Consider the following 26,051-nt stretch of genomic DNA (forward strand, 5'->3'; position numbering starts at 1 on the left):
TAAGGCTATCCCCGCTCTCAATCCACCACCCCGGCGGAGGCCGGGGCCCAGTTGGGAAACGGTGATGATGAGCGCGGTGCTCAATTACCTCGGCCTTCCCAACTGGGCCCCGGCCTCCGCCGGGGTGGTGCGTGTGAGGGCGGGCAGTGGCAATCAGCGGTCGCCGGCAGCGGACTGCGTTTCAGTTCGCCCGCCGCCGCGTTGCCTTAAGCCAGTGCCGCGTCGACCCCCATCAGCTTCGGGAAGAACCCCTCGTGCGCCGTGCGCAACGTATCAAGTGCGATGACGTCGTCGCGGTCGGGGCGTTCGAAGATCAGGCGCTTGCCGCCGGTGCGACCCAGGGGTTCGGCCTCGACGTCGGCAGCGTGCGCCGCGCCGAGGAAGTCGAGCAGCGAATGGTCGTCGACCGTGACGATATAGACGCCCTGGTCCTCGGCGAAGAACGAGCGTGCGCAGTCGAACGGTTGCTTGCGGTCGATCATCGCGCCGATACCGCCGGCGAGCGCCATCTCGGCAAGCGTCACGGCGATGCCGCCGTCGGACACGTCGTGAACCGCGGTCAGCTGGCCCAGCGCGATCGCTTCGCGGATCAGGTCGCCGACACGGCGTTCGGCGGCGAGATCGACGGGTGGGGGCGGGCCGGCGTCGAGCTGTTCGCGGCCGTGGCATTCGCGCAGCCAGAGCGACTGGCCGAGATGGCCGCCGCGCGTGCCGACCGCGAGGATGATGTCGCCCGAGCCCTTGAACGCGATCGTCGCATTCTTCTGCCAGTCCGCCAGCAACCCGATCGCGCCGATCGCCGGCGTCGGCAGGATCGCCGAGCCACCGCCCGTTGCCTTCGATTCATTGTAGAGCGAGACGTTGCCCGACACGATCGGGAAGTCGAGCGCGATACAGGCGTCGCTCATGCCTTCGAGGCAGCCGACGATTTGCCCCATGATCTCGGGGCGCTGCGGGTTGGCGAAGTTGAGGCAGTTGGTCACCGCCAAGGGCAGCGCGCCGACCGCGGTCAGGTTGCGCCACGCTTCGGCGACGGCCTGCTTGCCGCCCTCGACCGGGTCGGCGAAACAGTAACGCGGCGTGCAGTCGGTGGTCATCGCCAGCGCCTTCTGCGTGCCGTGGACGCGGACGACCGCGGCGTCGCCACCGGGGCGCTGCACCGTGTCGGCGCCGACCATGTGATCGTACTGCTCCCAGATCCAGCGGCGCGAGGCGATGTCGGGGGAGCCCATCAGCGTTAGCAGGTCGGCGGCGATGTCGCTGCTGTGCGGTGCGTTTTCAAGCGGCGCGGGCTTGGGCGTCGGGACGTGCGGGCGATCGTAGAGCGGGGCTTCGTCAGCCAAAGGTCCGAGCGGGATGTCGCAGACGGTCTCGCCCTTGAACGTCAGCACCATCCGGCCGGTGTCGGTAACGCGGCCGATGACCGCGAAATCGAGCTCCCACTTCTTGAAGATGGCCTCGGCCTCGGCTTCGCGACCGGGCTTCAGGACCATCAGCATGCGTTCCTGCGATTCCGAGAGCATCATCTCGTACGGCGTCATGCCGGTCTCGCGCTGCGGCACGTCGTCCATCGTCAGTTCGATGCCGACGCCGCCCTTCGACGCCATCTCGACCGCGGACGAGGTGAGGCCGGCGGCGCCCATGTCCTGGATCGCGACGATCACGTCGGTGGCCATCAGTTCGAGGCAGGCTTCGATCAGCAGCTTCTCGGTGAAGGGATCGCCGACCTGGACGGTCGGACGCTTGGCGTCCGAATCCTCGCCGAAATCGGCCGAGGCCATCGTCGCGCCGTGGATGCCGTCGCGGCCGGTCTTGCTGCCGACATAGACGATCGGATTGCCGATGCCGCTCGCGGCGGAATAAAAGATCTTGTCCTGATCGGCGATCCCGACGGTCATCGCGTTGACCAGGATGTTGCCGTCATAGGCCGAGTGGAAGTTCACTTCGCCGCCGACGGTCGGGACGCCGACGCAATTGCCGTAGCCGCCGATGCCGTGGACCACGCCCGAGATCAGGTGGCGCATCTTGGGGTGATCGGGGCGGCCGAAGCGGAGCGCGTTGAGGTTGGCGATCGGTCGCGCGCCCATCGTGAAGACGTCGCGCAGGATGCCGCCGACGCCGGTCGCAGCACCCTGGTACGGCTCGATGTAGGACGGGTGGTTGTGGCTCTCCATCTTGAAGATCGCCGCCTGATTGTCGCCGATATCGACGACGCCGGCATTCTCGCCCGGGCCGCAGATAACGCGCGGACCCTTGGTGGGCAGCTTCATCAGGTGGATCTTGCTGGATTTGTAGCTGCAATGCTCGGACCACATGACCGAGAAGATGCCGAGCTCGACCATGTTCGGCTCGCGGCCGATGGCGCGCAGGACGCGCTCATATTCTTCGGGGGACAGGCCGTGGTCGGCGACGATCTGCGGTGTGATCTCGGTCATGGGGCGGGCTTTAGCGGGGGTAGCCCGGCGTTGCCAGCAGATGTTCCCTGTCGAGTGGGACCGAATGGGGAGAGGGACGGACGCTCTGTATCGGCGATTGCAATTATCCGTTGCCCTCCACCCACGGAATGATAAAAGATTTCATGGAAAAGGTAAAAGGCGTCGTCTTCCTGCTCGTCGGTCTTTTGCTGCTGGCTAGCGCGGCAACTGCGACGGTCAGTATCGCACGCTTCGTTCGCGGCAGCGTGGTTGCCGATGGGCGGGTAGCTCGATTGAACGCCGGTGGGAGCCATCCCGAGATAGCGTTCGTCACACGGACCGGTGTCCCGGTGAGCTATCCGCAAGGTGGCTTGATCTGGGGATACGCCGTCGGCGACAAGGTTAGAGTGCGATACGATGAAGCCAATCCTGCGGGATCAGCGTCCATTGATCGATTTGGCGCGCTGTATGCCGTGCCGCTGCTACTGGCTTTCATTGGTGGCGGTCTAGCCGTCCTTGGTGCAGTTCAATGGTTGTCCAGCCGGAAAGGGTAACCGAATGTTCTTCGAGCCGAGCAAATGGACTTATGAAACCGGAGCAACAGGCGGCATCGGTATAGCCATCGTCGCCGTCTCGGGTGGAGCGATTTTTCTGAAGTCGCCGAAGGGCAACGTCGAGCGTTTTGTCTTTGGCGGACTAGGCGCAGGATGGTCGGCAGGGTTCAAGATACCTAAAATGCCCAAAGTGGCGATCCGAGGCAAAAACGTTGCGGGCGCCGTGTCGACCAAGGACTTCCCGAGCGTCGGCTGGGTTTTTCGTTCGGCCAAGCTGGGGAACCGAGATCTGACAGCGGATGACATTCGGGGCGCAGTTGTATTTGTCGAAGGCGGCCTGGGATTGATTGGTGGCGCCGCCGTCGACGGCATGCTGTTCGGCATAAACCCGGTTATGCTTCTTGCCGGTATTACAAACCCGGCGCTCTCGATGTTGACTAGCCGTGCGATCGCCGATGCTGCGGGGGCCGTAATTTTTGGCGGCCTGAATGTTGGTGTTCAGGCCGGCGGCGGCATAGCCGGGCTCGTGGGGTATATGCGGTAGACCATTTGCCGGCCTGATCAGCCGTAAGGCGGCTGCGTGTACCCCTTGGGGCTCAGCGTGAAGATCTCGCAGCCGTCTTCCGTTATGCCGATCGAATGCTCGAACTGCGCGGACAACGAGCGGTCGCGCGTCACCGCGGTCCAGCCGTCGTCGAGCAGCTTTACGTCGGGGCGGCCGATGTTGATCATCGGCTCGATCGTGAAGATCATGCCGGAGCGAAGCTCGGGGCCGGTGCCGGGCTTGCCGACATGGACAACTTCGGGGGCGTCGTGGAACAGCCGGCCGACGCCGTGGCCGCAGAAATCGCGGACCACGCCGTAGCGGTGCTTCTCCGCGTGACGCTGGATCGCGTTGGCGACGTCGCCCATGCGGTTGCCGGGCTTGGCGTGCTCGATGCCGATCATCAGGCATTCGTAGGTGACTTCGACGAGGCGCCGCGCCTTGATTGGGACGTCGCCGATCAGGTACATCCGGCTCGTGTCGCCGTGCCAGCCGTCGAGCAAAGGCGTGACGTCGACGTTGACGATGTCGCCCGATTTCAGCGTCTTCTCGCTCGGGATGCCGTGGCAGACGACATGGTTGATCGAGATGCAGACGCTGTGCGTGTAGCCGCGATAGCCGAGCGTCGCGGGGACGCCGCCGCCGGCGACGATGAAGTCGTAGATCAGCCGGTCGATCTCGGCGGTGGTCACGCCGGGCACCATGTGCGGTACGATCATGTCGAGCGTTTCGGCGGCGAGCCTGCCCGCCTTCATCATGCCTTCGAAGGCGGCGGGGCCGTGCAGCTTGATCGCGCCGGTGCGCGCGTCGGGCTGGTCCGAGGTGACGGTTACATATTCGGTCATGACGCGCGATATAGCGTGGCGGGCGCGGTTTTGCGAGGCTATGCGAGGGGCATGGTAGAGGAACGCATCTGGACGGCCGCGCTGACGATCATCGGCGACGAGATCCTGTCGGGCCGCACGCAGGACAAGAACGTCGCGCAGATCGCGGCCTGGCTCAACGTGCAGGGCATCCGCCTCGCCGAGGTGCGCGTGGTCGCCGACAAGACCGAGGCGATCGTCGAGGCGGTCGACATCCTGCGCGCGCGCAACGATTACCTGTTCACGACCGGCGGGATCGGGCCGACGCACGACGACATCACGGTGGACGCGATCGCCGAGGCGCTGGGCGTCGCGGTCGAGCATCATCCGCGTGCGATGGCCGTGCTGGAGGCGTATTACGCGACGCGCGGCGGGCTTACCGAGGCGCGCGCACGGATGGCGCGGGTGCCGGTCGGGGCGGACCTGATCGACAACAAGGTGTCGGGCGCACCGGGGATCAAGATCGGCAACATCTTCATCATGGCGGGCGTGCCGCACATTACCGCGGGGATGCTCGACGCATTGACGGGGACGCTTGAGGGCGGACGCCCGGTTGTGTCGAAGACGATCGGGTGCTGGGTCGCGGAGAGTGAGGTCGCCGATATCCTGCGCGACGCCGAGAAGACACACGAGGGCGTCGCGATCGGCAGCTATCCGTTCTTTCGCGATGGCAGGACGGGCGCGAACTTCGTCGTGCGGAGTTCGGACGAGGCGCTGGTCGACCGCTGCCTCGCCGACCTGACGCGCGATCTCGAAGCGACCGGGCGGACGGTCAGCGGGCAGGCGATCTAAGGCTATTCGAGTATCTTCCCCCGCTAGGGGGAGGTGGCGCGTTAGCGACGGAGGGGGGCGATGACCTCCGTTGCGTGGCCGCCCCCTCCGTCCGGCAAGCGCCGGCCACCTCCCCCTGGCGGGGGAGGGTCAGAGGTTTGCGGTCATGCGCCCCATTCGGGTCCTTCGGGATCGGGGTAGAAGGCGTCGGGGTCGAACGTAGCCGCGCGAGATCTTGCAGGCGTGGGCGCTTCTGGATTCGGCAAGCTTGGGGCGCCGCCGCCGAATCGAATGCGGACGTAGCCCATGCTGCCCGTCAGTGCCTGGAACACCGCGACATGCTCCTCCTGCTGCATCCGTCGGCCGATCAGCGGTGCGCGCTCGGCAGAAAGATAGCCCATCTGGATACCGCGTGCGCTGAACACCGCCACCGCGTTGGCGTCGTGCGGGTTCTTGGGCTCGCTGCGGAGGTCGACCGGTTCGCCGGGCGCGCAGAGCAGCAGTTCCATGCGCCGGTTGCTCTTGCTCCGGTCCGCATTGGGAAAGTCGATGCCGACCACGCTGAGCGTCAGTTCGTCCATGCTCTCACCGTAACAGGAAAGCGCAGCGCCGCATGCGCAAAAGGGACTCTTGCGCCGGTCACGGGCAGCGGATAGAGGCGGGGCATCGGCGTGCTGCACAGCAACCGCCGGTGCCTGACATTACGCGGTAATCTCAAGGCTATGCGGGTGTAGCTCAATGGTAGAGCTTTTGCTTCCCAAGCAAGTGACGAGGGTTCGATTCCCTTCACCCGCTCCACATCATGCCAGCATCAGCGTTTCGTTGCGGTCCGTTCGTCGGATTCCGGGGCGGTCTCGCCGTTCGACGATTTCGCGAACAGCTTCCAGCCGAGCAGTCCGGCGACGAGCACCCCGACGATGACCCAGGTGAGGTTGCCGAGCAGGCTCGCGATCGTCTGAACCTGATCGCTGAACGCGCGGCCGAGCGACACGTAGATCAGCAGCCACAGGAATTCGCCCGCGACATCGAGCGCGATGAACCGCATCCACGGATATTCGGTAAGGCCGCTGGTGACGTTGATCCACGGTCCGAGCGGCCCGATCAGCCAGCGGCTGAAGAAGATGCCCCAGCCTGCCCATTTGCGCGAATAGGCCTCAGCCTGCTCGACCTTGTCCGCGCCGCCGATCCGCCGCGTCACCGCCGCGAGGAGCGGGCGGCCGCCGTAGCGACCGAACGCATAGCCGATCTGGTCGCCGACGATCGCGCCGGTAGCGCCAGCGAACACCACGGGCCAGAATGACAGCTCGCCCTGCGCAACGAACGATCCCATCGCGACCAGCGTGAGCGAACTCGGGAACGGCATGCCCGCGGCGGCGAGCACCATCGCGCCGAACAGCGCGGGCAGGCCGTAGGTGGTCAGCAGTTCGAGAAGCTGTTCCGTCACGGTTTGGGCGACGGCGCAGGCTGGAACGGTCGTGGCGGCGGGCCGGGCGGCGGGTAGGGCGGGCGCGCATGGACGATCGCGTAGGTGAGCTTGGCCTCGACCTGCGTCATCGACCGGCCGCTCTGCCGCGCGATCCGGCCGAGCGTACGGTGGTCGGGGGCGGGTTGCAGGTTCAGCGCCTGATGCAGGATGTGCGGGGGCACGTGATAGGAATGCGCGACATAGCCGATCGTCATCCAGCGTTCGATCGGCTCGTCACGGTGCGCGTTCCAGTAGATCGCGTCGCTGACGGTGCGGACCGCGTGATAGCCGGTAAACGCCACGACGGCGACGAACAGCGCGATCAGGACTTTGCGCCAGGGGCGGGTGCGGGTCATCCGAGCGCGATACGCGTGCCGAGCGCGGCGAGCAACGCAAGCGGCATCGCGACCGCGCCGACCTTCAGGAACCGCCAGAAGCCGACATCCTCGCCCTCGCGACGAATCGCCTGCAACCACAGGATCGTCGCGAGGCTGCCGGTGATTGACAGGTTAGGGCCGAGGTCTACGCCGATCAGAAGGCCGTCGACGATCAGCCGCGGCGGATGCGCCTGCGCGACTGCGGTGCTCGCGACGAGGCCGGCGGGGAGATTGTTCATCAGGTTCGACCCGAAGGCGAGGATCGTCCCCGAGATTGCCGCACCGTGGGCGGGATCGACCGACAGCGTTCGCAGGAATTGTGCGACCTCTGCAATCACGCCGGTCAGGTCGAGCGCCTCGACCAGCACGAACAGGCCGGCGACGAGCGGCAGTACGCTCCACGAGATCTCGCGCGCGAGTTTCAGCGGCGACGACTTGGCGATCGCCGACACCGCCAGCGTCGTGACGATCCCGGCGATCGCGGTCGGCAGGCCCAGTTCCATGTCGAGCGCGGAGACGACCAACAGCACGACTGCGGTCGCGACGATCCCGACGAACGCGGCCTTGCCGCCGGCGGTCAGCGGCGTGCGCTCGACATCGCTGACGCACTCGCCCGCCAGTCGCTTGCGCTCGAGCCAGCGCAGGACGAGGAAGGTGACGAGGATCGAGGCGAGCGACGGCAGCGCGAACGAGGCGAACCACTGGCCGAGCGGCGGCATCTTGCCCCCGTAGAGCACGAGGTTGGCGGGGTTGGAGATCGGCAGCACGAAGCTCGCCGCGTTGGCGATCAGCGCGCACGCGAACAACAGCGGCAGCGGGTCCGCCTTCGCCTTCTTCGCCGCCGCATACACCGCCGGGGTCAGCACGACCGCGGTCGCATCGTTGGACAGGAACGTCGTGGTGACGATCCCGGTGACGTAGACCAGCGCGAACAGGCGCGCGCGCGATCCCTTGGCGTGGATCGCCGCGGTGGCCGCAACCCAGTCGAACAGCCCTTCGGCGCGCGCGGTCTCGCTCAGCAGCATCATGCCGATCAGGAACAGATAGACGTCCATGCCCTTTTCGACCGCATGCAGCGCCGCGGGGAAGGGCATCAGGCCGAACAGCAGCAACAGCGCGGCACCGGCGACCGCCCAGATCGCCTCAGGCCAGCGGAACGGTCGCGCGATCACCGCGGCGGTCGAGGCGGCGCAAATCCCCCAAGTCGCGCCCGTCGCCAGTATCACCAATGCTTTCCGTTCTTGTTGGGGCCGAGCCTGGACGCTTCGATACCGTGTTCGGGCCAGGGTCCGATACTGTGGATATCGCGTCCCGGCGCGATCGGCATGCCGCGACGGGGAATGTCCTTTTCGCCGCGGACGAGAATGTCGATCACGTCGCGATCCGTGCCGACGGAAACTCCCACTCGGTGTAGTCCGGCGTCCAGCGGGACTCGGGCCGTCCAGAATGCAGTGCCGGGCGTCGCGATCATCGCGTGCGCGGTGCCATCGACCGACAGCGTGACAGTCTCGGACGTGGCGCCGAACAGCTTGGCGACGATCTCGACCTCGCCGGGGCGCGGAACCTGCGTCGGATCGGCGGGACGCGTGACCAGGCGGAGGTCGGCGGGTGCGACGATCTGGACGAACGGCCAATCGCCGCCGGTTTCCTTGAACCGCCAGCTCGGGACGCGACCATGGATCGTCGTGATCGAGAAGCCGGGCTTGCCGCCGCCCTCCTCGATCTCGCCGGTCGAGCGGGTCGCGCCGTAGATCACGCGGCCGTCGTTGAGCAGTTCGTTGTAATGCGTGTGGCCGGTGTCGACGAACGCGACTCGCGCGTCGGCCAGTGTGCGGGCGATGTCCTCGCCATCGGCGGCGAGATCGCCGGGATAGGCGTGCATGAAGACGACCGGGGTCTGGCCCTCGGCTTCGGCGCGCGCGAGTTCTTCGAGCAGGCGGTTGCGATGGTGCATCGTCAGCCGGAAATCGGGACCGCCCGCGCCGGCCGAAATGATGTCGAGAAAGATGCAGCGATGGCCGGCAATGACCTCCGCTTCGGGCCGGTTCGCCTTGGGGAAAGCGGCCTCGTAATTCGCGAGATCGCCGAGCTCGAAATCATGATCGCCGGGGATGACGCGGTAGGGGAGCGACAGCGGCGCGAGCGTGCCGGTGATGACGCGGTATTGCTCGGCGGTCGCGTGGTTCGCGTTGTCGCCGGGCAAATAGACGAAATCAGCGGCGTCGCCGATATGCGCGTTGATCTCGGCGACGATCGCGGCGAGCCGGTCGCGGCTCTGCCAGCCGTTCGCCTCGTCCATGTGGAGATCGCCGATATGGACCCAGGTGAGCGAGGGCGTCATGCGATTTGTTCCTTATGCTGCGACCGCGACCCCGAACAGGCGGGGCGCAGGGTTCCCGCGAACCCGACCCACAGCGCGACGCTGACGATCGCGAAGCTGCCGAGGATATAGAAGGCAATATTGTAGCCGAGTTCCTGCGCGAGCCAGCCGCCGATCGCCGGGCTGAGCGAGGCGCCGACGCCCTGCACGGTCATCACGGCCCCCTGGCCGACGTTCACGCGGCCGGTACCGTCTAGCAGGCACGCGACAAGTCCCGGCACCGCGACGCTCTGCAATCCCGCGCCGATCCCGTCGAGCGCCTGGACCGGCCAGACGCCCCAATGTTCGATGAAGGTGCCGGCAAGGAACCCGCGCAACGGCAGCGCGGCGAACGAGATCAGCAGCACCAGCCAATAGCCCTTGCCTGCCGACATCCGCATCGCCAGCAACGACGCGACGATCATCACCGCCTGCGCGACGACGACGGTCTCCGCAGTGAAGAGCGCGGCGTTGCCCTTGCCCGCGCCGACCACCGCCAGTCCGTAGAGCGGCAGCATCGCACCATTGCCGAGATGGAAACAGGCGAGGGCGGCGGCCAGGATCAGCATGGGCTTGTTGCGGAGCAGCGCCTTGAAGCCTTCAACCTTGCCGCTTTCTCCCTCGCTACCGGTATCGTCGTCGGCGGCTTCGAGACCGCGTGCGACGCGGTGGTCGATCGCCTTTTCGGGGATCATCAGCACGCTGGTAATCGCGAGGACGCCGAACACTGCGGCGAGATAGAAGATCGCCGGCATGCCGAATTTCCAGCCCAGATAGCCGGACAGTCCCGCGCCGATCATGTTGCCGGCGTGGTTCCAGGCCTGGTTGCGGCCGTTCTGCGCGTTGAAGCCGCGCTGGCGGACGACGCCGAGCGTCATGCCCGCGACCGCGGGGCCGATCGCGGCGCCGGCGATCGCGGTCGCGACCTGGCTGACGGTGACGACCCAGGCGGATTGCGACAGCAGGATCAGGAACGACGCCATCACCGTGCAGATGCCCGTGACGATCACGACCATCCGCTTCTTCTCGGTATGGTCGATGAACGCGCCGGCCGGGACCGTCATGATCATCCCGGCGACGCCGCCCGCGGTCATCACCGTGCCGATCGGACCGGTCGACCAGCCGCGCTGCTGAAGGAACACGCCGAGGAACGGGCCGATGCCCGCCTGCATGTCCGCCATGAAGAAATTGAGCGATTGGAGCGCCGTCTTCGCGCGACTGGCATCGCTTTGCCGTTCGCCGGAGGGCGTCAGCGCCTTGCTTGCCATGTGTGCACGTCCTCGCATCGCTTCAGTCGGGGTCGGAAAGACGATTTGAAGACGGTAAGTTCCAGCGTGAACATCTTTTCATCAAACCGTACCGAGCTGAATGGCTTGGTAGAGTTCGGCATACCGGAGTGATGGCACGCAAGGCTGAATGTGTTCGTTCAGGTTGGGTTTAATTTTATTAATACTGTAAGATAAAATCTATAAGAGCCGATAAATGGTACAAATGCTGGAGGATATCGTAGTGCTTGACATGAAGTTGTATTTGTAGACTCTAGGTTATCTTCAGAACTGACCACGTGGCAAACAGAGATCGGCGTGCGTCGCTGCTTTGGCGGGGTCCCCATACGACTACGCCGCTGCACGAGGTAATCGGCAGCGGCGCAGGATATCCTCGTCATATTGTCGATCGAACGAGGGCGGTATCAGTCTGGCGGATACCGTCCTCATCGATATCAAGTGTCGAAATCAGACTCGGCGGCGCGTGGCGGCCGTCGCCCCGAAGCCCGCTGCGGCGGCGCCGATTAGCAGCGCGATCACGACCATGAACGAGGTTCCGGCGGCGGCACCGGCGGCCTTGTCGGTCGCGGACTTGGCGGTCTGGATCGCGTTGTCCTTGGTCTTGACGAACTGCGCCTTGGCGCGCGTCACCTGAGCCTGTGCCTCCGGACGGCTAATCTTGCGCTGCGCGGCGACGATGTCGACGATCTGGCTTTCAGCCTGCGCGCCGTCCTGACCACCGCGGGCAAGGGCGGGCAGTTCCTTGGCGATTTCCTTTTGCGCCTGCTCGGGAGTCATCTGGGCGGGATCCGACGGTGCCGTCGACAGATAGGCCGACGCCTCGTCGCGGACATCGCCGGTGTCGACGCCAGCGACGTCGGCGACCTTGGGGGCTGCGGCACCGATGCCGCTACCGGCGGCGGTCGCGACCGAACCGACGGTGCGGAAGGCACCGCCGATAATGCCACCGACTGCCGAGGTGAGGAGGTACAGCGTCAGGATCAGCGTCACGCCCCACACGACCAGCCCGTGGACCAGGCCGTCGAAGCGGTCATGGACACCGGCGAGACGGGCGGCGGAATAGCCGCCGGCGCCGAGCGCGATGATCGTCGTGATGATCCAGTAGATCCCTGCGCCGATCCCGAAGCCGGCTGCGCCGGGCGTGGTGCCCTCGACCGGATCGACCATGGTGAGCCCGATGCCCGTACCGAGGATGCCGAGGACGAGTTGCACCGCGATCGCGATCACCACGCCGGCAAAGATCGCGCCCCACGAGATGCGGGAGGGCGTTTTCACAAAGCGCGCGTCATGCTCCGGCAAAATGCCGGTTGTCGTATCGATAGCCATAGTCACTCCTGTTGATTCTAAGTTTCGACGAACGCTTAGGTCTTGTCGTTCGGATCGATGGGGGTCTCGGCGTCCGCTTGCTTCGCGCCGGCCTTGCTCTCGCGTGAGCCCTGCTTTTCCACAGCGACGTCGCCGATGATCTTGCCGATGGCTTCCTGGACGGACCCCTTGGTCTGGCGGACCACGGCCTCGTCTTTCTTGCTGGTCATGCTGCCATCTCCTTGGCGGGCGCGACGGGGCGCTGCGGCGGCGGCATCGAGTCGCCGTCGAACCCGCGCGCGCGCGCCCAGGCGGCGGCCGCGTTGCGACGGTTGACGCCGATCTTCGAATAGATCCGTGCGACGTGATTGCGCACCGTGTTGCCCGAGACGTCGAGCGTACGGGCGATCGACTTGTCGTCGAGACCGCGACAGATCAGCGCCAGCACCTCGCGCTCGCGCGGTGTCAGTTCGTCGAGCCCGACGCCCAGCGGTGTCGCTTCCGGGGTTCTGATCCGGGCGAGCTTTTCCATGATCGACCGGCTCAGCCAGCTCGTGTCCTTCATCACCGCTTCGATCGCGTTGACCAGCTCGCGTTCGGACGCCTTGCGCGTGCTGATGTCGCGCATCGCCCACAGCACGCAGGGTTCGTCGCCGAGATGGATCGGCTCTGCCGAGATCATGCAGTCGAGGACGTCGCCGTCCTTCTCGCGGATGCGGGTCTCGCGGTCGCGGATCGCCACGCCCGCGTCGATGTCCGCCTCGATCGCGGTCCGGAGCGCAGGCGTTTCCCACAGTCCGACCTCGCCGAGCGGGCGGCCGATGATCTCCTGCGACGCATAGCCGGTGAGGGCGGTGAACGCCTCGTTGACGTCGCACAGGCGGTGGCCGTCGAGCGAACCGATCGCCAGCGCCACGGGAGCGAGCGAGAAGGTCCGCATGAACCGCTCTTCGCTCTGGCGCAGCGCGGTCTCGGCCTTGCGACGCGGTTCGAGGTCCGCGAAGGTGAACAGCATGCAGGGCTGATCGCCCATGTCGATCGGCTGGCCCCCGACGATGACGAGCTTGGTCGTGCCGTCCGGCAGGTCGAGTTCGGCCTCCATCTGCGGGATGGTGCGGCCTTCGGACAGCCGCTGTTTGGCGAGGTCGCGCTTTTCGGCGCGTTCGAGCACGTCGATGTCGTAGACGGTGCGCGACAGCACATTGGCCTTGTCGTGGCCCGTCATCTCGACGAACCCCTGGTTGACCTTCACGAACCTGAGATCGCTGAGGCGACAGATCACCGCGGGCGCGGGGTTCGCGTTGAACGACTGTTCGAACCGGTCTTCCGCCTCGAACTGCGCCGACACGTCCTGAATGATCAGGACGAGACATTCGGGCGCGTCATCGTCGTCGGTCAGGACGAGGCTGCGGACCTGGTGGACCCAGCGAGGGTCGTCCTCTCCGGCAACCGCGACCTCGACCACGACCTGTGAGAACGCCTCGCCCGACACGACGCGTTCGATCGGGTAGTCGGCACCACTCAGTCGGTGGTTGTTGCGATACCGCAGTTGAAACCGTCCGCGATAATCGTCGACATCGGCCCCGATATCCTCGACTGACTCCACCCCGTGCATCGCAAGCGCCGCAGCGTTCGCCCACAGGATCGACTGATCGGGATCGATCAGGATCACGCCTTCGTCGAGCCCCGCGATGATCTGGCGCAAATGACGCAGATCCGCGGAGTCGCGAAGCGATTTGAGGACCGGGACCAACGTCACAGGCTTAGTCGCGCTGGCCGTGAACGAGCCAGGCGAGGCCGTAGCCGATCGCCGCCGCACCCAGTGCCCAGAGCAAAGGTGCGTCCTTGGCCGAATCCTGCGCGGTCCGTGCGCCCTGGCGGGCAACCTCGGCGGTGCGATCGGCGGCCTGACGGGCCTCGCTGCCAAGCTTGTCGGCGAGTTCGGGCGCTCCGTCGACGATGTCCTCGACCGCCGACTTTGCGCGGCCGTACAAATTCTGCGCGCCGCCCGCGACCTGGTCGACGACGCCGTCGACCTGCCAGTCGCGGCTGCTCACCGTATCGCCGATGGCCTTTTCGACCTTGCCGCCGACATAGCGTGCACCGCCCTGGAATTCGTCCTTGTTCATGCTGGTGTCCTTTGTTGGAATAAGTCGCGAGCGGCTCTGACGAGCACGCCGCGGTGAGACGGAGATGTCGAAGCGGAGAGGGGGCGGATCCTGAAACAGGATGCCGCCGTCACCCGGCTGCGGCGTCGCGACCAGGGAGCAGTGCGGCGGGCGACGGTCCGCGCGAGGTCGAGACCTCGGCGATTTCGAACAGGCGCTTCATCGGCAACGCTCCAGCGATCGTCCGAAAGCGATGTGCCATCGGATCAGGCGGATAAACCCGAGCCTAACCGATTGGTTCCTGGTACTTTTCTCACAAATACTAAGCGGGATGTACCACGTCAGGAGAGCGAACGCGCTTCATACAGCGTCGCAAATTTCTGATGGAGGTTGCGTGTTGGCGAGTCCAGCGCGACCGAGGCGCGGGCACGATGCCATGCCGCGCGCGTGCGAAAATACGCCGCGTCGTCTTCGATAAAGTCGTCAGGCGCGGCCGTTGCGCCGCCGTCGTGCAGATCCGTCATGGCTACCACCCGTGGTTTAGACGGGCGTGCCTACGGCTGTTTCCGACGCTGCGAGCGATCGGAAACTACTAATGTCACGGGTATAAATGTCGGCGCGGACGCGCCGACGCGGCGGCGATCCTCGCAGGATCAGCGTGCCAGCGGAGCGTGGTCGATACGCGGCAGGACGTGGCGCGCGAACAGGTCGGCCTCCGCGGCATGCGGGTAGCCGGACAGGATGAAGGCCTCGATCCCCATGTCCTGGTACATGCGCAGCTTGGCAAGCACCTGATCGGGATCGCCGACGATCGCTGCGCCGCAGCCCGAGCGTGCGCGACCGACGCCGGTCCACAGATTCTCCTCGGCATAGCCGTCGTCGGCGGCGGTTTCGCGGAGCGCGGCCTGCGCGGCGACACCGGCCGAGTTGGAGTCGAGCGACTTCGCGCGAATTTCGGCGCCCTGTTGCGCGTCGAGTTTCGACAGCAGGCGGTCGGCATAGGTGCGCGCCTCGGCCTCGGTATCGCGGACGATGACGTGTGCGCGGTAGCCGAAGCGGAGCGTGCGGCCGTGTGCGGCCGCGCGCGCGGTCATGTCGGCGATGATCGCTGCGATCGTCTCCTTCTTGTCGGGCCACATCAGGAAGACGTCGCAGCCCTTGGCCGCCGCCTCGCGCGCGTCGGGCGACAGGCCGCCGAAATAGAGCAGGGGCGCCTTGCCCGAGACCGTGCGGATGCGTGGCGGATCGACCTTCAGCTGCCAGAATTCGCCCTGGTGATCGAGCGCCTCGCCGTTGAGCAGCGTCTTGAGGATGTGCATCGCCTCGACCGTGCGGGCGTAGCGCGGCGCCGAGGCGAGCGTTTCGCCGGGCAGGTCGGAGGAGATGATGTTGATCGTCAGGCGGCCGCCGGTCATCTGGTCGAGCGTCGCGATCTGGCGCGCGAGCTGGGGCGGCCAGGATTCACCGACGCGTACCGCCATCAGCAGCTTGATCCGCTTGGTCAACGCGGCGATCCCCGCGGCGAACGCGGTCGTGTCGATCCCGAGCGCATAACCCGACGGCAGCAGGATATTGTCGAACCCGCCGGTTTCGGCCTGCATCACGATATCGCGGCAATGCTCCCAGCTGGACGCCAACGCGGGGTCGGGCTGGCCAAGGAATTCGTAATCGTCATCGCAGAGCGCCGAGAACCATGAAACCTCGCAAGGGCCGGTCGTCATGGCAGTGGCTCTCCGCGCGCGGCGGTCAGAACCGCGTACCAGTCGTCGCGCGACCAGACGACCTTGAAGACGTCGCGCAGTTCGGCGATCCGGCCGGCGTTCTGCGTGCCGACGATCGGGATCACGCGCGCTGGATGTGCCATGATCCAGCTGTAGGTGACAACCGATCGACTGACGCCGAACTTCGCCGCGACCGCGTCAAGCGCATCCGCGACCGCGGTTTCGTGCGGGGTCGTCGGCTTGGCGATCCTGCCGCCGCCGAGCGGCGACCAGGCAAGAACGGCGATGTCGTTCACGATCGCCTGATCGAACAGTCCGTTGGTCATCGGATCGAGGAACAGCGGAGAAAATTCGGGTTGCTGCGTCGCGATCGGCACGTTCGTCAGGAACGATGCGAGCGTCGCGGTCTGCGCCGACGTGTAGTTCGACACGCCGATGCTGCGCACCTTGCCCGACGTCACCATGTCCTCGAGCGTGCGCGCCACTTCGTGCGGATGCGTCAGGATATCGGGGCGGTGGATCTGGTAGAGATCGACCTGCTCGACCTGCATCCGCTTGAGCGACGCATCGAGCGCGGACATCAGATAGTCGCGGCTGGAGTCATAGGGCACGGGTGGGGTGATGCCGCCCTTGGTCGTGAGCACCATGCGATCGCGCAAACCCGGCGATGCGGCAAAGATGCGGCCGAGCAGCGCCTCGGCATCGCCGAACCCGCCGCTGCCGTCGAACCCGTAGATATCGGCGGTGTCGAACAGCGTCACGCCGGCCTCGAACGCCGCGTCGATCAGCGCACGGCCTTCGCTCTCGGTGTTGCCGGCGAACCGCCACATGCCCCAGGCGACCGGTGAGACGAGGATTCCGCTCTTGCCGAGGGGACGCGAATCAGGTGTAACATGAAGGTCAGACATCGTTGTCATGATAGGGGGGCGAATGCCGGTTGAGCAAGTCCGTTACGGGTTGGTAGGCACGGGGATGATGGGCGTGGAGCATCTCGCCAACCTCGCGGTCACGCCCGGCGCGGTCGTGACCGCGATCGCCGATCCGACCGAGGCGTCGCTTGGCTGGGCCCGCGAAGCACTGGGCGCGCGGGCGGATGGCGTGACTGCTTTTGCCGACTCCAGCGCGCTGGCTAAAAGCGGTCTGGTCGATGCGGTGATTGTCGCAAGCCCCAACAACACGCACCGCGACGTGCTGACGCCGCTGTTCGGCGAGGGCATCGCGATCCTCTGCGAAAAGCCGCTCGCGACGACGATCGACGATGCGCGCTGGATCGTCGAACAGGCAGAGGCGAGCGAAGCGCCGTTCTGGACCGCGATGGAATATCGCTACATGCCGCCCGCCGCCGCGTTCATCGACGAGATCCACGGTGGCGCGATCGGTGCGCTGAAGATGCTGTCGATCCGCGAGCACCGCTTTCCCTTCCTGGCCAAGGTCGGCGACTGGAACCGGTTCGCGCGCAACACCGGCGGCACGATGGTCGAGAAATGCTGCCATTTCTTCGATCTGATGCGGTTGATCACGCGGTCGGAAGCGGTGCGCGTCTATTGCTCGGGGGCGATGGACGTGAACCATCTCGACGAGCGCTATGACGGCGCGCGGCCCGACATCATCGACAACAGCTACACGACGATCGATTTCGCCAATGGCGTGCGTGCGATGCTCGACCTGTCGATGTTCGCCGACGGCGCGGAGAACCAGGAGGAGATCGCCGCGGTCGGCGATGCAGCGCGGCTGGAAGTGCTGATCCCCGAGGGGGCGTTGATCCATTCGCCGCGCGTCGGCTTTCGCAATCCCAAGCGGGCGACGCGCCGCGTCGTCGCGGTCGATCCGGTCGCACTCGATGCGGGCAGCCATCACGGGTCGACCTTCTACGAACACCAGAAATTCATTGCGGCGGTGCGCGGCGAGGGGGCCGTCGAAGTGACGGCGCGCGACGGGCTGATGGCGGTCGCGATCGGCACCGCGGCCGAGATCAGCGCGCGCGAACACCGCGTCGTGGAAATGCGCGAACTGGACTTCTGACGGCGGGTTCGACGCCCGGTTTGACGTCGGGTTCGACGATAGCAGGCCTTGCCCGGACCAAAGACGAACCGCCGACGACAAGGCGGCGTTAGAAATATAACCTACCGGTCAGGTAGGAAAAGGGAGAGCCGATTTGAACACGGGATTGTTGACGGGCGTCGCCCTGGCCGCGCTGGCGATTGCCGCCCCCGCATTTGCGCAACAGGCGCCGGCGGCACCGCCGACCGATGCGGCCCCGCCTGCGCCGGCTGTAGCTTCCGAGGCGCTGGCTACGGGCGCGCAGAACCAGCCCGGCGACATCGTCGTCACCGCGCAGAAGCGATCCGAGCGTCTCCAGGACGTGCCGGTCGCGGTGTCGGTGATCTCGGGCGATGCGATCAGCGCCAAGGGCGGCACCAACCTCGAAAGCGCGCAATACCTCGTGCCGACGCTGAACTTCCGGAAGTCGGGCACCGCGATCAACCAGTCGCTGTTCCTGCGCGGGGTCGGCACCTCGACCTTCTCGATCGCCGGCGAGCCGTCGATCTCCACGGTGGTCGACGGCGTGGTCTACAGCCGTGCCGGGGAAGCGTTCAGCGACCTGATCGACGTCGACCGGATCGAGGTGCTGCGCGGACCGCAGGGCACGTTGTTCGGCAAGAACACCAGCGCGGGCGTCATCAACATCGTCACCAAGCGGCCCGGCAACGACTTCGGCGGTTATGTCGAGGGCGGGTATTACAGCAACGGCAGCGAGTATCGTGTGCGCGGCGCGGTCGATCTGCCGATCTCGGGGATCATCAAGAGCCGGATCACGGGCTTTTACGGGCATTACGACGGCAACATCCGCAACCTCGCGCAGGGCAATGATCGCGTCAACGGCTACAAGCATTACGGCGTGCGCGGGATCGTCGTCGCCGATCCGACGCCCAACCTGACGATCACGCTGATCGCCGACTATCGCCGAAGCAAGGACAATTGCTGCGCCGAGGTGATCGGTACCGTGCCTAACACCCTGTCCGCCACCGTCCTGCCGACGCCGCGAGGCGACAAGTCGCGGGTGATCAACCAGGATCTGGTCACGCGCTCGAACGAGAAGAGTTGGGGGGCTTCGGGTCAGGTCGACTGGACGCTCGGCAACCAGACGCTGACCTATATCGGCTCGTACCGCGAGTACGACAACGAGGAGATCCGCGATGGCGACTGGCTGCCGCGGGCCTATGTCGGGCTGAACCAGCTGCATGATTTCGGGCCGCAGGTGAGCAATACGCTGACGCAGGAACTGCGGCTGACGTCGCCGTCGAACCAGTTCTTCAGCTATGTGCTGGGCGCCTATTATTCGCGCGCCGAGACCGACCGCACGTTCACCCGCAACGATATCGCCTGCACCGGGGCGACCTCGACGACCGTACTGATCCCGTGCGGAACGACCGGCACGGTCACGACGCGGCCGACCGGGACTGCGGAGTTCGGTTCGGTCTTCAAGAACTTCGCGCTGTTCGGGCAAGGGACGCTGCGGCTCACCGATCGCCTGCGCCTGATCGGCGGGATCCGCTACACCACCGACCAGCTCGACGTGTCGCATATCCGGCGCACGACGCTGACCGGCCCCGGCATCAACCCCAATTTCGACCAGGGCGTGAACGACGCGTATGTCCGGCTGGTCGGGCAGGGCATCCGCCCCGACCTTGCCGCGACGCAGGCCGTCGCGTCCTCGAACGGCGTGCCGTTCACCGCCAAGACCACCAACGACAATTGGTCGGGCAAGGGCGGCGTGCAGTTCGACATCGTCCGGCAGTCGACCGCCTACGCCACCTATTCACGCGGCTATAAGGGGCCGGCGTTCAACATCTTCTACAACCTGACCGCGACCGGCACCAACGTGATCGCGCCGGAGACCGCCGACAGCTACGAACTCGGCCTGAAGAACACGCTGTTCGGCGGCAAGCTGGTCGTCAACCTCGCGGCGTTCTACGCGAAATATCATAATTTCCAGGCGAACAACCCCGATATCGTCGCAGGCGTGCTGGTGACCCGGTTCACCAATGCGGGCGAGATCTCGACGCGCGGCGGCGAACTGGATCTGGTGTTCCAGCCGGTCCGCGACCTCAGCTTTTCGGGTGGGCTCGCGTATACCGACGCGCATATCGACCAGTTCAAGGTGCCGACCAACGGCGTGACGACGGGCGTGGTGCCGTCTGGCACACCGCTCGGCTATGCGCCGAAATGGAAGGGGTCGCTGGGCGCGGACTATCGCTATCGCACCGGCGGGCGGATCGACTTCGCGCTGGGTGCCCAGAGCAGCTACCAGTCGAAGCAGATCTCGCAGCTCGACGCGAGCGCCGCGGTCCGCGAGGCGACGACGATCAAGGGGTATGGCCTGCTCGACCTGTCGGCGGGGATCGTCGAGCGCGACGACCGGTTCCGCCTGACCTTCGCGGTCAAGAACGTGTTCGACACGAGCTTCGCCTCGGCGATCACGAGCGGCGGGCCGGGCGGTGCCTATCGCTACATCATCCCGCGCGAGGCGGATCGCTATTACGGGGTGACCGGCCGGATCAACTTCTGACCTTGAGGTCGGACGTCAGTGCGCCATCACTACGACGTCCGACCCATCGTCCGGCACCGCGACGATGGTCGGGATGATGAGCTGCACCAGCCCCAGCGCGAGCAAATAGGACACCGAGCAGACGCCGAGCAGCGGGCCATAGCCATAGCCCGCTGCGAGCGACACCGCGGCCAGCTGGATCAGCACGATTGACCACATGTTGCCGCAGAACGCCGCGATCCCGATCGTCGAACCGACCGCGCGCGCGGGAACGATATCGGTCGCGAGCGCGAAGACGTTGGTCGAAAACCCCTGATGCGCGAACAGCCCGAGGCCGAGCAGCAGCGCCGCCGACCAGGCATCGTCGACCACCAGCACCAACGTCACCGGCAGGACGAGCAGCGCGTAGAGCAGCATCGTGCCCTTGCGCGCGCGATCGACGCTCCAGCCGCGCGCCATCAGCCTGGTCGGCAGCCAGCCGCCGGTCAACGCGCCCGCCGCCGCCATCGCATAGGCGAGCGCGACGGGGAGCCCGACGGTGCCCTGCGGCAGCCCGAACATCCGATGGAACAGGTCGGGCAGCCACGCGAGCATGAAGAACCAGACCTGGTCGGACAGCACTTTGGCGATCGCGATCGCGGCGGTTTCGCGGCGCTTGAACAGATCGGACCAGCGGATCGGCGCGGGCCGCACGCTGCTTTCTGCGACCGCGGGAATCCGCACAGAGAACCAGACCACGACCCAGACCAGCCCGAGTGCACCGGCCGCGAGGAACGCTGCGCGCCAGCCATAGGCGACGGCGAGCGCTGGGACGATCAGCGGGGTGATGACCGCGCCGATATTGGGGGCGGTGTTGCCGATGCCGAGCGCGATCGAGCGTTCGCGTTGCGTGAAATAGGTCGCGGCCGACTTGACCGCGGCGGGCGTGCCGATCGACTCTGCGCCGCCGAGCACGACGCGCGCGGCGATGAAGCCGCCAACGCTGCTGACCACCGCGTGTGCCATCCCCGCAAGGCTCCACACCGCGACCCCGAGCGCGAACCCGAGCTTCAGCCCGACGCGATCGATGAACCAGCCGGTGCCGAGGAACGCGACCGCAGCCGCGACCTGGAACGCCGACAGCATGTTGGCGTAATCCTGGTCCGACCAGTGGAATTCGGCCTCCAGCGTCGGCTTCAACAGCGAGAGGATCTGGCGGTCGACATAGTTCAGCATGATCGCCACGAAGACGAGCGCGACGATGATCCAGCGCCGACGATCGGTGGACATAGGCTCTCCTGATTTCGACAGTCCGATAGCGATGGCATAGCGCGTTCGATCGCGCTCGACCCTTGTCGCATGCGCCCTCATGCCGCCCCCGGCGTCAGTCCGCAACGTCGCCCGGCATGCGAAGCGCCCCCGCGGCTGATCGGTCAGGTCGAGGCGCGGACTATCAGCGCGTGCGCGACCTCGCGGAGTTCGTCGGGGGCGGCACGGCTCAGCAGCAGATCCGCTGCCTGCCAGGCGAGGTCGCGGACCGGTTGGCGGACCGTCGTTAGCGGAGGCCAGACATAGCTCGCCAGGGCATCGTCGCCGAACCCGGCGATCGCGATGTCGGTGGGAATGCGCAGGCCACGGCGGTGCGCGACCATCAGCGCACCCGCCGCCATCTCGTCCGAGCCCGCGAAGATCGCGGTCGGCGGGGAGGGGAGCGCGAGCAATGCTTCCGCGGCCTCCGCACCGCTGGCGAAGTCGTAGCGCCCCTCGACGATCAGTTCGGTCTCGCGCGCGATGCCGGCCGCCAGTAGCGCGGCTTCGTAGCCGGCACGCCGTTGCGCACTCGTCGCATAGTCGCGTGGGCCGGCGATGTGCGCGATCCGGCGGTGGCCACGCTCGAGCAAATGCGCGGTCAGTTCGTGCGCGGCGGTGACGTTGTCGATGAACGTCGCCGGCGCGAGGCCGGCTCGCGTTCCGGGCGACACGCGGACGAAGGGTATCGCGCGCGCCGCGAGCAGCGCCAGTACTTCGTCGTTGTCCGACAGCGGCGGCGTCAGGATGATCCCGTCGGGGCCGCTGGTCGCGATCAGCGCGTCGAGATCGGCGAGCAGACGCGGCGAGCCCCGGTCGTAGGGCTGGGTGAGGACGCGGACGCCATCGACTTCGCACCGGTCGCGGATGCCCTGCTGCATCGCATAGACATAGGCAGGGCTGGGGTTGTCGCAGACCAGAGCGACCTGGAAGGACCGATGCCCGGCGAGCGTCCGCGCAGCGAAACTGGGGCGGAAGTTCAGGTCGGCCACCGCGCGCTCGACCCTCTCGCGCGTTTCGCCGCCGACATAGCGCTCCTTGTTGAGGACGCGGCTGACGGTCTTGATCGACGTTCCGCTGGCGGTCGCGACGTCGCGTATCGTGACCCGTTTCACCGTCGATGCTGTCCGTGCGTCATGGCATTGTTTCGCATCGACGACTGCGTTGGGCAATCGGTTAGATTGGGCGGGGCGTTGGGTGTGGGGGCCAGAAGCCTCGGGTCGCGGGAATTGTAGCGTTACGACATCCCGCGGACCTATCCCCGGGCGGTACAGGCTCCCCTCCCTGGAAGGGAGGGGCTGGGGGTGGGTAGGCCCGCTTGTGCTGCCGACGTTCGATAATGCGTAAGCCGACCCACCCCCGACCCCTCCCTTTCAGGGAGGGGGGAAGAGGCGTGGGCGCGACGTACCGCGATCAGTGGTTGTCGCGGGGGAGGCCCATGGTCTGCGCGATGCGCTGGTACTTCTCGGCGCCTTCGAGGATCGCGCCGGTCTGCAACTGGCCGACGGTGGCGCGCTGGATTTCCTGCCACGGGGTCTGTGAGCCGGGATACGCATAGCCGCCCGCTGCGGTCAGTGTCCGGCGGCGTTCTGCGAGTTCGTCGGCCGAGATCAGCACGTCGGCGGTACCCTTGCCGAGATCGATGCGGACGCGGTCGCCGGTGCGGATCAGCGCGAGGCCGCCCATCGCCGCCGCTTCAGGGCTGGCGTTGAGGATCGATGGCGACCCCGACGTTCCCGACTGGCGCCCGTCGCCGATGCACGGCAGCGCATGGACGCCTTCGCGGATCAGATACGCGGGCGGTCGCATGTTGACGACCTCGGCCGCACCCGGATAGCCGATTGGGCCCGCGCCGCGCATGAACAGCAACGTGTCGGTGGTGATCCCGAGCGAGGGATCGTCGATCCGGTGGTGATAATCCTCCGGCCCGTCGAAAACGACCGCAGGGCCTTCGAACGCCTCGGGATCATCGGGATTGCTGAGATAGCGTGCACGGAATTCCGGCGAGATCACGCTGGTCTTCATGATTGCGCTGTCGAACAGATTGCCGCGCAGCACGATGAAGCCAGCGTCCTGGAGGAGCGGCGTCGCGAACGGGCGGATGACGCGCTCGTCCTCGATCGTCGCGTTGCGGCAATTGTCGCCCATCGTCTTGCCGTTGGCGGTCATCGCGTCTTCGTGGATCAAGCCCTGCTTCATCAGCTCGGCCACCACCGCGGGTACGCCGCCGGCATGATAATAATCCTCGCCGAGATATTCGCCGGCGGGCTGGAGGTTGACCATCAGCGGCACCTTGTGGCCGTGCGTCTGCCAGTCGTCGATCGGCAGGTCGACGCCGATATGGCGCGCGATCGCGGCCAGATGGATCGGTGCGTTGGTCGAACCGCCGATCGCGGAATTGACGACGATCGCGTTGTGGAACGCCTCCTTGGTCAGGATGTCGCTGGGCTTCAGGTCCTCGGCGACCATGTCAACGATGCGCTTGCCGGTGCGATAGGCGACCTCCTGGCGATCACGGTACGGCGCAGGGATCGCGGCCGAACCGGGCAACTGCATGCCGAGCGCCTCGGCGAGCGAGTTCATCGTCGTCGCGGTGCCCATCGTGTTGCAATAGCCGGTCGATGGCGCCGACGACGCGACGAGCTTGATGAAGCCCTCATCGTCGATCGCGCCGGTCGCGAGCAGTTCGCGCGCCTTCCACACGATCGTGCCCGAGCCGGTCCGCTCGCCCTTGTGCCATCCGTTGAGCATCGGCCCGACCGACAACGCGATCGCCGGAATGTTCACGGTCGCCGCCGCCATCAGGCAGGCCGGCGTGGTCTTGTCGCAGCCGATCGTCAGCACGACGCCGTCGAGCGGATAGCCGTAGAGCACCTCGACCAGCGCCAGATAGGCGAGGTTGCGGTCGAGCCCGGCGGTCGGGCGCTTGCCGGTTTCTTGGATCGGGTGGACAGGGAATTCGAGCGCGATGCCGCCGGCTTCACGGATGCCCTCCCGCAGACGTTCGGCGAGCACGAGATGGTGGCGGTTGCACGGCGACAGGTCGCTGCCGGTCTGCGCGATACCGATGATCGGCTTGCCCGAACGCAGTTCCTCGAGGCTAAGCCCGAAGTTCAGATAGCGCTCCAGATAGAGCGCGGTCATGTCGATGTTCTCGGGGTTGTCGAACCACGCGCGGCTCCGGAGCTTCTGGAGAGGGTTGGGCATGTCGGTCATCGGGGGCTTTCTGGAGATCGGGTGTCAGCGGGCGACGGAAAGGCGGTAGATCATCGCGTGGTGATACGGCTTGCCCGGATCGACGCGCGCGGAGACGAAGTTCGGTTTGTTCGGGGCGTCCGGGAATTTCTGCGGTTCGAGCGCGATCCCGTCACCCATCCGGTAGAGATGGCCGTGCTTGCCGACGAACGTGCCGTCAAGGAAATTGCCGGTGTAGAACTGCACGCCGGGCTCCGTGGTGAGCACTTCGAGAACGCGGCCCGACGCCGGATCCTCGAGCCGCGCGGCCAGTTCCGGCTTGGCGGTCAGGCCCTTGTCCAGCGCGAAATTATGATCGTAGCCGTGGCCGTAGCGGATCTGCTGGTCGCGGCCGTCGCGGATGCCATCGCCGACGATGCGGCCGGCGCGGAAGTCGAACACCGTGCCGTCGACGGGTTGCAGGACGCCGGTCGGGATCAGCTTGTCGTCGACCGGCGTGATCGCCTTGGCGGGGATCGTCAGGCGGTGGCCGTAAGTGCCGATCCGCGAGCCTTCGCCGCCGAGATCGAAGATCCCGTGGTTGGTCATGTTGACGATCGTCGGCTTGTCGGTCTTCGCGTCATAGGCGATGCCGAGATTGCCGGCTTCGTCGAGCGTGTAGGTGACGGTGACATCGAGGTTGCCGGGATAGCCGGAGTCGCCATCGGGGCTGCGATAGCCGAGCACGAGGGTCGCGGTCGGGCCGCTCTTCAACGAGAGCACTTTCCAAGCGACCTTGTCGAACCCCTTGCCGCCCCCGTGCAGCGAGTTGACCTTGTCGTTGAGCGGCAATTGATAGGCTTTGCCGTCGAGCGTGAAGCGGCCGCCGGCGATGCGGTTGGCGAAACGGCCGACGGTCACGCCGAAGAAATTGGGATGATCGACATAGGAGGCCAGGTCGTCATAGCCCAGCATGACGTCGGCGATCTTGCCGCTGCGGTCCGGGCCCATCAGCGATTGCAGCGTCGCGCCGTAGGACAGGACGCGCGCCGAGACGCCGTGCGCGTTGCTGAGCGTGATCGCCTCGATCGCGGTGCCGTCCTGCAGCGTGCCCGCAGGCGAACGCTTCGCCTCCGCGGCGAACGCGGCCTGTGTCGGCATGATCGCCAGTAACGTTGCCACGATGATCCCCGTCGTCCCCAATGCGCGCATTTCGGTTCCCATCCTTAATCGTCCGACGCCGTTGACGCGCCTTGTCGGGGTATATAGTCCGA

Annotated in this window: 25 protein-coding genes and 1 tRNA gene; 6 read left to right on the forward strand and 20 right to left on the reverse strand. The window is 66.1% G+C overall.

Features of this window, described 5'->3' with window-relative positions; genetic code table 11:
• Positions 1–206: 206 nt before the first annotated feature.
• Entirely contained in the window at positions 207–2,435 is a 2,229-nt protein-coding gene (gene purL, locus C8J43_RS09240) for a phosphoribosylformylglycinamidine synthase subunit PurL (protein WP_133030599.1), read from the reverse strand.
• A gap of 143 nt (positions 2,436–2,578) precedes the next feature.
• On the opposite strand from purL, the gene C8J43_RS09245 reads away from it, so the two are divergent.
• Together C8J43_RS09245 and C8J43_RS09250 are read left to right on the forward strand one after the other, a co-directional pair.
• A complete protein-coding gene (locus C8J43_RS09245) occupies positions 2,579–2,968 on the forward strand; it encodes a DUF3592 domain-containing protein (protein ID WP_165899581.1) in 390 nt (129 codons plus the stop codon).
• A gap of 4 nt (positions 2,969–2,972) precedes the next feature.
• On the forward strand, positions 2,973–3,512 hold the full coding sequence (locus tag C8J43_RS09250) for a hypothetical protein (RefSeq protein WP_133030601.1): 540 nt from the start codon (positions 2,973–2,975) through the stop codon (positions 3,510–3,512).
• A 17-nt stretch (positions 3,513–3,529) separates the two neighbouring features.
• On the opposite strand, the gene map is transcribed toward C8J43_RS09250, so the two are convergent.
• The gene (gene map, locus C8J43_RS09255; RefSeq protein ID WP_133030602.1) at positions 3,530–4,357 is read right to left on the reverse strand and encodes a type I methionyl aminopeptidase; all 828 of its coding nucleotides are present in this window, start codon (positions 4,355–4,357) and stop codon (positions 3,530–3,532) included.
• A gap of 51 nt (positions 4,358–4,408) precedes the next feature.
• Here map and C8J43_RS09260 point away from each other — a divergent pair, with 51 nt between their 5' ends.
• Entirely contained in the window at positions 4,409–5,167 is a 759-nt protein-coding gene (locus C8J43_RS09260; RefSeq protein ID WP_133030603.1) for a molybdopterin-binding protein, read from the forward strand.
• Positions 5,168–5,310: 143 nt separating this feature from the next.
• On the opposite strand, the gene C8J43_RS09265 is transcribed toward C8J43_RS09260, so the two are convergent.
• The gene (locus tag C8J43_RS09265; RefSeq protein WP_133030604.1) at positions 5,311–5,727 is read right to left on the reverse strand and encodes an HIRAN domain-containing protein; all 417 of its coding nucleotides are present in this window, start codon (positions 5,725–5,727) and stop codon (positions 5,311–5,313) included.
• A gap of 143 nt (positions 5,728–5,870) precedes the next feature.
• Here C8J43_RS09265 and C8J43_RS09270 point away from each other — a divergent pair.
• Positions 5,871–5,944: transfer RNA gene (locus tag C8J43_RS09270), tRNA-Gly, on the forward strand.
• A gap of 13 nt (positions 5,945–5,957) precedes the next feature.
• On the opposite strand, the gene C8J43_RS09275 is transcribed toward C8J43_RS09270, so the two are convergent.
• From C8J43_RS09275 to C8J43_RS09325, 13 genes are all read right to left on the reverse strand, one after another.
• On the reverse strand, positions 5,958–6,590 hold the full coding sequence (locus C8J43_RS09275) for a DedA family protein (protein WP_133030605.1): 633 nt from the start codon (positions 6,588–6,590) through the stop codon (positions 5,958–5,960).
• Positions 6,587–6,967 (reverse strand): hypothetical protein, encoded by a 381-nt coding sequence (locus tag C8J43_RS09280; protein ID WP_133030606.1) that lies wholly within the window; start codon positions 6,965–6,967, stop codon positions 6,587–6,589. The genes C8J43_RS09275 and C8J43_RS09280 overlap by 4 nt, the downstream gene beginning before the upstream one ends.
• On the reverse strand, positions 6,964–8,214 hold the full coding sequence (locus tag C8J43_RS09285; RefSeq protein ID WP_133030607.1) for an arsenic transporter: 1,251 nt from the start codon (positions 8,212–8,214) through the stop codon (positions 6,964–6,966). Before C8J43_RS09285 ends, C8J43_RS09280 begins: the two co-directional genes overlap by 4 nt.
• Positions 8,211–9,329 carry a metallophosphoesterase gene (locus tag C8J43_RS09290; RefSeq protein WP_133030608.1) on the reverse strand — a complete coding sequence of 373 codons (1,119 nt, stop codon included), beginning with the start codon at positions 9,327–9,329 and terminating at the stop codon, positions 8,211–8,213. The genes C8J43_RS09285 and C8J43_RS09290 overlap by 4 nt, the downstream gene beginning before the upstream one ends.
• Positions 9,326–10,615, reverse strand: a complete 1,290-nt coding sequence (locus C8J43_RS09295; protein ID WP_207893349.1) for an MFS transporter — start codon at positions 10,613–10,615, stop codon at positions 9,326–9,328. Before C8J43_RS09295 ends, C8J43_RS09290 begins: the two co-directional genes overlap by 4 nt.
• Positions 10,616–11,080: 465 nt before the next feature.
• Complete coding sequence (locus C8J43_RS09300) at positions 11,081–11,959, reverse strand: hypothetical protein (protein ID WP_133030610.1); 879 nt, start codon at positions 11,957–11,959, stop codon at positions 11,081–11,083.
• 35 nt (positions 11,960–11,994) lie between these two features.
• Positions 11,995–12,168: a hypothetical protein gene (locus tag C8J43_RS21885; protein WP_165899582.1), complete on the reverse strand. Its 174-nt coding sequence runs from the start codon at positions 12,166–12,168 to the stop codon at positions 11,995–11,997.
• A complete protein-coding gene (locus C8J43_RS09305) occupies positions 12,165–13,643 on the reverse strand; it encodes a PAS domain S-box protein (RefSeq protein ID WP_243645483.1) in 1,479 nt (492 codons plus the stop codon). The genes C8J43_RS21885 and C8J43_RS09305 overlap by 4 nt, the downstream gene beginning before the upstream one ends.
• Before the next feature lie 58 nt (positions 13,644–13,701).
• Entirely contained in the window at positions 13,702–14,067 is a 366-nt protein-coding gene (locus C8J43_RS09310) for a CsbD family protein (RefSeq protein ID WP_133030612.1), read from the reverse strand.
• A 109-nt stretch (positions 14,068–14,176) separates the two neighbouring features.
• On the reverse strand, positions 14,177–14,308 hold the full coding sequence (locus C8J43_RS22535) for a hypothetical protein (RefSeq protein WP_279388829.1): 132 nt from the start codon (positions 14,306–14,308) through the stop codon (positions 14,177–14,179).
• 79 nt (positions 14,309–14,387) lie between these two features.
• On the reverse strand, positions 14,388–14,570 hold the full coding sequence (locus tag C8J43_RS09315) for a hypothetical protein (protein ID WP_133030613.1): 183 nt from the start codon (positions 14,568–14,570) through the stop codon (positions 14,388–14,390).
• Between the two features lie 129 nt (positions 14,571–14,699).
• Positions 14,700–15,767 carry an LLM class flavin-dependent oxidoreductase gene (locus C8J43_RS09320; protein WP_133030614.1) on the reverse strand — a complete coding sequence of 356 codons (1,068 nt, stop codon included), beginning with the start codon at positions 15,765–15,767 and terminating at the stop codon, positions 14,700–14,702.
• The gene (locus C8J43_RS09325) at positions 15,764–16,675 is read right to left on the reverse strand and encodes an aldo/keto reductase (protein ID WP_133030615.1); all 912 of its coding nucleotides are present in this window, start codon (positions 16,673–16,675) and stop codon (positions 15,764–15,766) included. Before C8J43_RS09325 ends, C8J43_RS09320 begins: the two co-directional genes overlap by 4 nt.
• Positions 16,676–16,697: 22 nt before the next feature.
• Here C8J43_RS09325 and C8J43_RS09330 point away from each other — a divergent pair, with 22 nt between their 5' ends.
• On the forward strand, positions 16,698–17,789 hold the full coding sequence (locus C8J43_RS09330; protein WP_133030616.1) for a Gfo/Idh/MocA family oxidoreductase: 1,092 nt from the start codon (positions 16,698–16,700) through the stop codon (positions 17,787–17,789).
• A gap of 133 nt (positions 17,790–17,922) precedes the next feature.
• Complete coding sequence (locus tag C8J43_RS09335; protein WP_133030617.1) at positions 17,923–20,337, forward strand: TonB-dependent receptor; 2,415 nt, start codon at positions 17,923–17,925, stop codon at positions 20,335–20,337.
• Between the two features lie 15 nt (positions 20,338–20,352).
• On the opposite strand, the gene C8J43_RS09340 is transcribed toward C8J43_RS09335, so the two are convergent.
• The 4 genes from C8J43_RS09340 to C8J43_RS09355 all read right to left on the reverse strand — a co-directional run bounded on the left by C8J43_RS09340 (position 20,353) and on the right by C8J43_RS09355 (position 25,989).
• Positions 20,353–21,585, reverse strand: coding sequence for an MFS transporter (locus tag C8J43_RS09340; protein WP_133030618.1), 1,233 nt, complete (start codon positions 21,583–21,585; stop codon positions 20,353–20,355).
• 143 nt (positions 21,586–21,728) lie between these two features.
• Positions 21,729–22,718: a LacI family DNA-binding transcriptional regulator gene (locus C8J43_RS09345; RefSeq protein ID WP_133030619.1), complete on the reverse strand. Its 990-nt coding sequence runs from the start codon at positions 22,716–22,718 to the stop codon at positions 21,729–21,731.
• A gap of 298 nt (positions 22,719–23,016) precedes the next feature.
• Positions 23,017–24,819, reverse strand: a complete 1,803-nt coding sequence (locus C8J43_RS09350) for an IlvD/Edd family dehydratase (RefSeq protein ID WP_133030620.1) — start codon at positions 24,817–24,819, stop codon at positions 23,017–23,019.
• Positions 24,820–24,843: 24 nt separating this feature from the next.
• Positions 24,844–25,989: an aldose epimerase family protein gene (locus tag C8J43_RS09355; RefSeq protein ID WP_133030828.1), complete on the reverse strand. Its 1,146-nt coding sequence runs from the start codon at positions 25,987–25,989 to the stop codon at positions 24,844–24,846.
• Positions 25,990–26,051 lie beyond the last annotated feature (62 nt).

This window comes from Sphingomonas sp. PP-CE-1G-424 (assembly GCF_004341085.1).
Lineage (GTDB): Bacteria > Pseudomonadota > Alphaproteobacteria > Sphingomonadales > Sphingomonadaceae > Sphingomonas.